Below are 7839 nucleotides of genomic sequence, written 5' to 3' on the forward strand. Positions count from 1 at the left end.
CCGTTGCCCCGACGTGAGAAGGACCACTCTGACTGTCCACAATAGACAGTATCGGGCGAACATTTTCTTGACATAATCAGCACATGGAACTGGTGACGATCTCTGACATCGAGGCCGCGGCGAAGCGCGTCCGAGGTGTCGCCGTGCATACGCCCCTGCTGCTCCAGACGTGGGATCCCCGCGGAACCCTGTGGCTCAAACCCGAAAGCCTGCAACCGGTCGGCGCGTTCAAGGTGCGCGGCGCGTTCAACGCGATCGGCGCCCTCGACGAGCAGCGGCGCTCCCGCGGCGTCATCGCCTACTCGAGCGGCAACCACGCGCAGGCCGTCGCCTACGCCGCGCAGCAGTACGGCGTGCCCGCGGTGATCGTCGTGCCGGACGTCGCGCCGCGGATCAAGGTCGAGGCCACCCGCGCGTACGGCGCCGAGGTGATCGAGGTGCCGATCGGCGAACACGAGGGGAAAGCGCACGAACTGGCCGCCGAACGCGGGCTGACCCTCGTCCCGCCCTACGACGACGCGGCCATCATCGCCGGGCAGGGCACCGCGGGCCTCGAGATCGCCGAGGACCTCCCCGACGTCGAGGTCGTGCTGGTGCCGGTGAGCGGCGGCGGGCTGGCCTCCGGCGTCGGCACCGCGATCAGGGCCCGCGCGCCGCGCGCGAAGGTCATCGGCGTCGAGCCGGCGCTGGCCGGCGACACGACCGAGGGCCTGCGCCTGGGCCGCCAGGTCGACTGGCCCCAGGCCGACCGCGCCCGGACGATCGCCGACGGCCTGCGCGCGCAGCCGTCCGAGCTGACCTTCGCGCACCTGAAGGAGGTCGTCGACGCGATGGTCACGGTCACCGAGGACGAGATCCGCGAGGCCATGCGCACGCTCGCCCGGAAGGCCCGGCTGGTCGCCGAGCCCAGCGGCGCGGTGGCGACGGCGGCGTACCTGTTCCACGCGGACGAGCTCCCGGCCGGCCGCACGGTCTCGATCGTCTCGGGCGGCAACGCCGACCCGGCACTGTTCGCCGAGATCCTCGCGGGTTAGGACTCAAGCGCCCCAATGTGGCGTTGGTTGCGTCCAACGCACCGAACGCCACATTGGGGCGCTTACGAGCCGGCGACCGGGGCGCCGCCGCGGACGTGCGTCGGCGGGCCCTCGACGCCGCAGTGGTAGCACTCGCCCAGGTGCGGGGACTCGTCGGCGGCAGGGGGCGGCGGAGTCGGTGGCGCGAGGACGCCGTTGTGGATGCCCAGCGCGATCAGCCCGCCGGCGATCGCCAGCGCGGCGCAGATGATCAGCGCCGTCCGCCAGCCCGCGGTGAGCGCCACCGGGTCGGCGTACGCCTCGCCGGTCAGGCCGGCCGCCGCGGGCAGCACCGCCACCGCCAGGAGACCGCCGGACCGGGCGATCGCGTTGTTGACGCCGGACGCGACGCCGGCGTAGCGGTCCGGGGCCGCGGCGAGCACCGTCGCGGTCACCGGGGCCACGACCGTCGCCAGGCCGAGCCCGAACACGACGACCGCGGGCAGCACCGTGCCGAGGTAGGACGCGCCGGGCGCGATGCGCAGCATCAGCAGCATCCCGATGCCGACGACGATCGGGCCCACCACCAGCTGCGCACGCGGGCCGATGCGCTGGGCGAGCGCGCCGGAGCGGCCCGAAAGCAAGAGCATGATCACCGTCAGCGGCAGCCCGGCCAGCCCGGACGCCGTCGGCGAGTAGTGCAGCGACACTTGCAGCTGCATGACCAGCAGCATCATCACGCCGCCGAGCGCCGCGTACATGGCGAAGGTCAGCGCGTTGGCCAGGGTGAACGTCCGGTCGCGGAACAGCATCGGCGGTACCAGCGGCTCGCGCGAGCGGTGCTGGACGGCGACGAACGCGGCCAGTCCCGCGATCCCCAGCAGGCCCGCGACCAGCACGATCGGGTCGCCGATGCCGCGGGCCGGTGCCTCCACCAGCGCGCCGGTGACCCCGGCGAGGCCGAGCGCGCCGAGCGCGGCGGCGCCGAAGTCCGGGTGCCCGGTCGCCTCGGGGTCGCGCGACTCGGGGACGAACTTCCGGGCCATCAGCACGACCGCGACCGCGATCGGGACGTTGATGAGGAACGCGAGCCGCCACGACCAGACCTGGACGAGGAAGCCGCCGAGCAGCGGCCCGGCGGCCGCCGCGATGCCGCCGAGCCCGGACCAGGCGCCGATCGCGCGGGCGCGGGCGTCGTGCGCGAAGGACGACTGGAGGATCGCGAGCGACCCCGGCGTCAGCAGCGCGCCGCCGATGCCCTGCAGGATCCGCATCGCGACCAGCATCTCGGTGGACACGGCGGCGGCGCACAGCCCGGAGGCGATGCCGAACCAGACGACGCCGATGAGGTACATGCGGCGCCGGCCGTACCGGTCGCCGAGCGAGCCGGCGACCAGGATGAGCGCGGCGAGCGCCAGCAGGTATCCGTCGAGGATCCACTGGAGCCCGGCGACGGAGGCGTTCAGCTCGGCGCCGATGCGGGGCAGGGCGACGTTGACGATGGTGCCGTCGAGCATCGCCATGCCCGATCCGAGGATGGTGGTGGCGAGCACGCCGCGGGCGGCGTGCGTCCCCCATCGGATCCCGGTGTCTTCGGTGGCAGTCACGTGCTTACTCCACCGTCAGCGGAGATCCGCGTCAACCGGGCTACGGCAGCAGCGTCGTGACGAACTTGTACCGGTCGCCGCGGTAGACCGAGCGGGCGTACTCGACCGGCTTGCCGTCGGTGGCGAACGAGTGCCGGGTCAGCCGGAGCACCGGCATGCCGACGTCGGCGCCGAGCATCTCCGCCTCTTCCGGGCCGGCGAGCGACGTCTCGATCGACTCTTCGGCGCGTTCCAGTTCCACTCCGTAGTACTCGCGTAGAACGGCGTACAACGAACCGCCCGCCGAGACGTGCTTGCGCAGCCCGCGGAATCGGCCGGCCGGCAGGTGCGAAGTCTCCAGCGCCATCGGCTGCGAGTCCGCGAGTCGAAGCCGTCGAAGGCGAAGAATTTTCGCACCAGTACGGATTCCGAGCAGTTTCGCGAGATCGCCCTCGGCGGGAAGCTCTTCGAGCTCCAGCAGCTTCGAAGACGGCTTCAGCCCCTGCCGCCGCATGTCCTCGGTGTAGGACGACAACTGCAGCCGCTGCGCGAGCTTCGGCTCGGCCGCGAAGGTGCCTTTGCCCTGCACACGGTGCAGGCGGCCCTCGGCGGTGAGGTCGGCCAGCGCCTGGCGCACCGTGGTGCGGGAGACCGTGAACTCCCCGGCGAGCGCGCGTTCGGTCGGGATCGGCGACCCCGGTGGCAGCACGTCCAAGAGGTCGAGGAGGTGCTGTTTCAGCGCCCAATACTTGGGCTCGCGCTGCCCGCGCAGCCCGGCGACGGCGCCCGCCTCGCCCGTGGTGGTGGTCTCCAACATGCCCGACTCCCTATGTCTTCCCTCATTGCGCGCCACGTCCCCGTAAGAAACGTACCCTTTTCCCCAAACCCGCCGCCCCACTAACATTGGTCTAGACCTGACCGACGCCGCCTGAGTCCGGTACATAATGCCGGAGGTGGAGAGGAAAATGATGACCGAACAACGGCCCGGCGAGCACATGGCCGCGGAGATCGCCCAGCAACCGGACGTCCTGGCCGGACTGGTCGAGCGTCAGGCGGAAATCGCCGGGGTGGCGGAAAAGATCTCACAACGGCCCCCGCGCTTCGCTTTGCTCGCCGCGCGTGGATCGAGTGACCACGCAGCGTTGTACGCGAAGTACCTGATCGAGGTAATGCTCGGCCTTCCGGCTGGTCTTGTCTCCCCGTCCACGGCGACGCTGTACGGCGCGCGGCCCGATCTGCGGGACGTGCTGTTCGTCACGGTCAGCCAGAGCGGCGGCTCGCCCGACCTGATCGAGGTCACCGAAACGGCACGCCGCCAGGGCGCGCTGACGGTGTCCGTCACCAACACGCCGGACTCGCCGCTGCGGGAAGCGTCCGAACTGGGCGTCGACATCGGCGCCGGCGTCGAGAAGGCCGTCGCCGCGACCAAGACGTACTCGGCGACGCTGATGGCGCTCTACCTCCTGATCGACGCGGTGCGCGGCGGCAAGGCGGCCGACGCCGAGAAGATCGGCGAGCTGGCGCAGCAGACCCTCGACGGTGCCGCCGAGGGCGTCCAGCGCGCGGTCGACCGGTACCGCTTCGTGGACCGCGTCCTCACCACCGGCCGCGGCTACTCCTACGCCACCGCGCTCGAGGGCTCGCTCAAGCTCGCCGAGACCAGCTACCTGGCCGCCCGCGCGTACAGCGGCGCGGACCTGCTGCACGGCCCGGTCGCGGCGGTGGACGGCGAGACCGCGGTGCTCGCGGTGACCAGCGCCGGCCACGGCGGCCGCGCGATGCACGAGGTCCTCGAGGCCGTCGGCAAGCGCGGCGCGGACGTCCTCGCGGTCGGTTCGGCCGCCTCGGAGGTGCCGGCGGCGCTGCGCATCGACGTCGCCCCGACGGCCGAAGAGCTGGCGCCGATCCTGGAGATCCTGCCCATCCAGCGGATCGCGCTCGGCCTGTCGCTCGCCCGCGGCGGCGACCCGGACAGCCCGCGTGGCCTGCTCAAGGTGACCAAGACCCGGTGACCTTCGCGATCGGCGTCGACGCCGGCGGTACGTCGACCAGGGCCGCACTGGTCGACGCCGCCGGCGTCGTGCTCGGCACCGGGCGCGGCGGCGGCGCCAACCCGAACGCGCACGAGCCCGAGGTCGCCGCGGGCCGGATCGCGGACGCGATCACCGAAGCACTCGGCACGCACGATCCGGGCGACGTGCGCGCGTGCGTCGTCGGCATGGCCGGGGTCAGCAAGCTCAGCGACGTGCGCGTGGCGGCGGTGTTCGACGCGGCGTGGGCGCGGATCGGGCTCACCGGCGTGCGGGTGGTGGCCGATGCCGAAGTGGCGTACGCGTCCGCGACGTCGGCGCCGGACGGGACCGTGCTCGTCGCCGGCACCGGTTCCATCGCGGGCCGGATCCGCAAGCGCCGGCTGGCCGGCACCGCGGGCGGCTACGGCTGGCTGCTCGGCGACGAAGGGTCCGCGTTCTGGCTCGGCCGCGAAGCCGTCCGATCCACTTTGGAGGCTCTCGGGCGCGGCCTGCCCCTCGACGGGTTGCCGTCGGCGGTGCTCGGCGCCGCGCTCGGACCGTCCGGTTTGGACGTCCGGACGGACGCGGAGCGGCTCACCGCGTCGCGCGCGTTGATCACGACCGCCAACGCCGAGGCGCCGGTCCGGCTCGCCCGGTTCGCCCCTTTGGTGAGCGCGGCGCACGACGCGGGCGAGCCCGGCGCACGCGAAATCGTCACCCGTGCGGCGGAACTTCTGGTCGCGAACGCCCTCGCCGCGCGCGAACCCGGCGAGTCGACCCCGGTCGTGCTCGTGGGTTCGGTTCTCACCGGAACCAGCCCCGTCGGCACGCTCGTGCGCCGCGGGCTGGCCGGGCTCGAGGTGCTGACCAGCTCCGATGGGGTGCTCGGGGCGGCCTGGCTCGCGGCTGTGGACGCCTTCGGCGAAGGGGTGGTTAGACCAGTATTTCCCTAAAAAATTGAGTAAAACGCGACGCGAAGACGCCAAAACGTCGACTGAACCCCGGTAGTCCGGGTAACGTAGTCACTGGCCCCCGGACCCTCCCCCCTCGCCGGGGGCCGCCTTATGTCCCGGGTACGTCGTCCGGGCGGGGTTCGGGAGCCAGGCGCAGGCCCGGATGCTCCGGCGGCAACGCCCGGTAGAGCACCCAGCCGCTCACCGCGACGGTCAGCGCCACCAGCGGCCACGACAGCACCGTGCGGGCCACGCCGAGTGCGATCACCTGGCCGGACCACCACAGCAGGCCGTACACGACCACGCGCAGCACGTACTGGCCGAACACCCACACCCAGCTGGCGCGCGAGTACGCCTTGAGCAGCACGGGGTCGCGGCGCCAGCGCGTTTTCTGGCCCAGCAACAGGCCGACGACGACGCCGAGCAGTGGCCAGCGGATCACGATGCTGGCCGCCCAGAGCAGCGCGCTGGCCACATTGGACATCAGCTGCAGCAGGAAGAAGTCCTGGGCGCGGCCGGTGTGCAGGGCGATCAGCGCGGCCGCGACGACGCCGGCCAGGCTGACAACCAGCGCGCGGATCTTCCCGCCGCGGACGATCCGGTAGACCCCGAGGGCCACGGCGACCGCGATGGCGGCGCCGGCGCCCCAGGCGATGGACTGCCCGGCCGCGAGCCAGCCGACGACGAAGCCGGCGGGCGGGATGCTGGCGTCGAGCGCGCCCCGGCGGCCACCGAGGATCTGCGCGAGTGACTCACGGGGTTCTGCGGACACGTGTCCAGCGTGCCGGATGGGGCCGGGAAGGCCCCAAGCAGGGAGATTTACGCCACAAGAGTCTGGTGATTGCCTTCGAGTGTGCTGTCTCACGGCATGCGGAAGGTGAAGACTACGTAATAGAGAGGCGGAGAAGGCCGACAAGATAAGACACTGTTACCGCCGGCTGAACGCTCGAGGTGGCAGCGGGGGTGGGGCCCCGATGGTTAGTTGAGGTGTACAACTACATGTCGGGGGTCGGTCGCAGGACGGGAAGGGGACCCAGCGTGTACGGATTCGACAGCTATGTGGCGATCGGGGACAGCTTCACCGAGGGGCTCAACGACGGGCTGCCGGACGGCTCGTTCCGCGGCTGGGCCGACCGGCTCGCCGAGATCCTGGCGGCCGGGCGACCCGGCTTCCAGTACGCGAACCTGGCCCTGCGGGGCAAGATGCTCGACGAAATCATGGACGAACAGCTCCCGATCGCCCTGGAGCTGAAGCCCGACCTGGTCACGCTGTGCGCGGGCGGCAACGACATCATCGTCCCGGGGGCGGACGTGGACGCGGTGGCGGAGCGCTTCGAAGAGGGCGTCGCGAAGCTGCGCGAGGCGGGGATCCCGGTGCTGATCTTCAACGGCCCGGACACGAAGGTCCTGTCGGTGATGTCGGTCCTGCGCGGCAAGGTGGGGATCTACAACACCCACCTGTGGGCGATCGCGGAGCGCCACGGCGCCCGCATGGTGGACCTGTGGGCGATGGGCCCCCTGCACGACCGGCGCGCCTGGAGCGACGACCGGCTGCACTTCTCGCCCGACGCCCACCGGCGGATCGCGATGAAGTCGGCCGAGGTCCTGGGAGTCCCGCTGAAGGACGACTGGCGCGAGCCATGGGCGCCGGAAGCGGTCCCGAGCCGCTGGATCGACTCGCGGCGGTCGGACTTGACGTGGACGAAGGTGCACTTGCTGCCCTGGATCCGGCGCCAGCTGCGGGGCGAGTCCATGGGGGACGGGTTGTCGCCGAAGCGGCCTCAGCTCGCTCCGTTCGTTCCGCTCGAGGTGCTGGACGCGCTCGAAGTGCCGGACAACGCTCAGGCTCGGCAGCAGGCCAGCTGAGGTCCACTGCGGTCCGCTGGTCGTGAAGGCCACCTTGAGGGAATTGAAGTCCCGCAAGGTGGCCTTCACGGCTTTCGGAGCCCGCCCGGGACTCAGCGTCGGCCGGTGGCGCGGACGTCCGGCTCGCCGGATTCCTCGACGATCCCGAACGCGGCAAGCCGCCCCCGGGCCCCACAGGCATCCCCCGCCGCTCCGAGGCAGGGTCCCTGGCGCGCTCGGCCGGAGTTCGGTGTCGCGAATGAGTCATTGGGGACCTCCGGCGCCCCGAATGAGTCATTCGCGACGTTCAGTTCGCCGGCGAGCGGGTGGGGACTCGCTCCGCGGCAGCGGTCATGAACGACCCTTTCACCTCGTCTGACGAGGTGAAAGGGTCGTTCATGACGTCCGGACTGCCGCCGCCCCGCTCGCT

General features: G+C 71.7%; 7 protein-coding genes. 4 read left to right on the top strand and 3 right to left on the bottom strand.

What is annotated here, in order from left to right:
- Positions 1–83 precede the first annotated feature (83 nt).
- Complete coding sequence (locus AB0C38_RS40320) at positions 84–1034, top strand: threonine/serine dehydratase (RefSeq protein ID WP_360683460.1); 951 nt, start codon at positions 84–86, stop codon at positions 1032–1034.
- A gap of 62 nt (positions 1035–1096) precedes the next feature.
- On the opposite strand, the gene AB0C38_RS40325 is transcribed toward AB0C38_RS40320, so the two are convergent.
- On the bottom strand, positions 1097–2620 hold the full coding sequence (locus AB0C38_RS40325) for an MFS transporter (RefSeq protein ID WP_360683463.1): 1524 nt from the start codon (positions 2618–2620) through the stop codon (positions 1097–1099).
- A gap of 40 nt (positions 2621–2660) precedes the next feature.
- Positions 2661–3416, bottom strand: coding sequence for a GntR family transcriptional regulator (locus AB0C38_RS40330; protein ID WP_360683466.1), 756 nt, complete (start codon positions 3414–3416; stop codon positions 2661–2663).
- A gap of 148 nt (positions 3417–3564) precedes the next feature.
- Here AB0C38_RS40330 and AB0C38_RS40335 point away from each other — a divergent pair, with 148 nt between their 5' ends.
- Together AB0C38_RS40335 and AB0C38_RS40340 are read left to right on the top strand one after the other, a co-directional pair.
- Positions 3565–4611 (top strand): SIS domain-containing protein, encoded by a 1047-nt coding sequence (locus AB0C38_RS40335; RefSeq protein WP_360683469.1) that lies wholly within the window; start codon positions 3565–3567, stop codon positions 4609–4611.
- Positions 4608–5564 carry a BadF/BadG/BcrA/BcrD ATPase family protein gene (locus AB0C38_RS40340; protein WP_360683472.1) on the top strand — a complete coding sequence of 319 codons (957 nt, stop codon included), beginning with the start codon at positions 4608–4610 and terminating at the stop codon, positions 5562–5564. The genes AB0C38_RS40335 and AB0C38_RS40340 overlap by 4 nt, the downstream gene beginning before the upstream one ends.
- 109 nt (positions 5565–5673) lie before the next feature.
- Here the strand turns inward: AB0C38_RS40340 and AB0C38_RS40345 are convergent, their stop codons facing one another.
- On the bottom strand, positions 5674–6336 hold the full coding sequence (locus AB0C38_RS40345) for a DUF3159 domain-containing protein (RefSeq protein WP_360683481.1): 663 nt from the start codon (positions 6334–6336) through the stop codon (positions 5674–5676).
- Between the two features lie 266 nt (positions 6337–6602).
- On the opposite strand from AB0C38_RS40345, the gene AB0C38_RS40350 reads away from it, so the two are divergent.
- Complete coding sequence (locus tag AB0C38_RS40350; RefSeq protein WP_360683484.1) at positions 6603–7430, top strand: SGNH/GDSL hydrolase family protein; 828 nt, start codon at positions 6603–6605, stop codon at positions 7428–7430.
- Positions 7431–7839 lie beyond the last annotated feature (409 nt).

Origin of the sequence: Amycolatopsis sp. NPDC048633 (assembly GCF_040650695.1) — a bacterium.
GTDB lineage: Bacteria > Actinomycetota > Actinomycetes > Mycobacteriales > Pseudonocardiaceae > Amycolatopsis.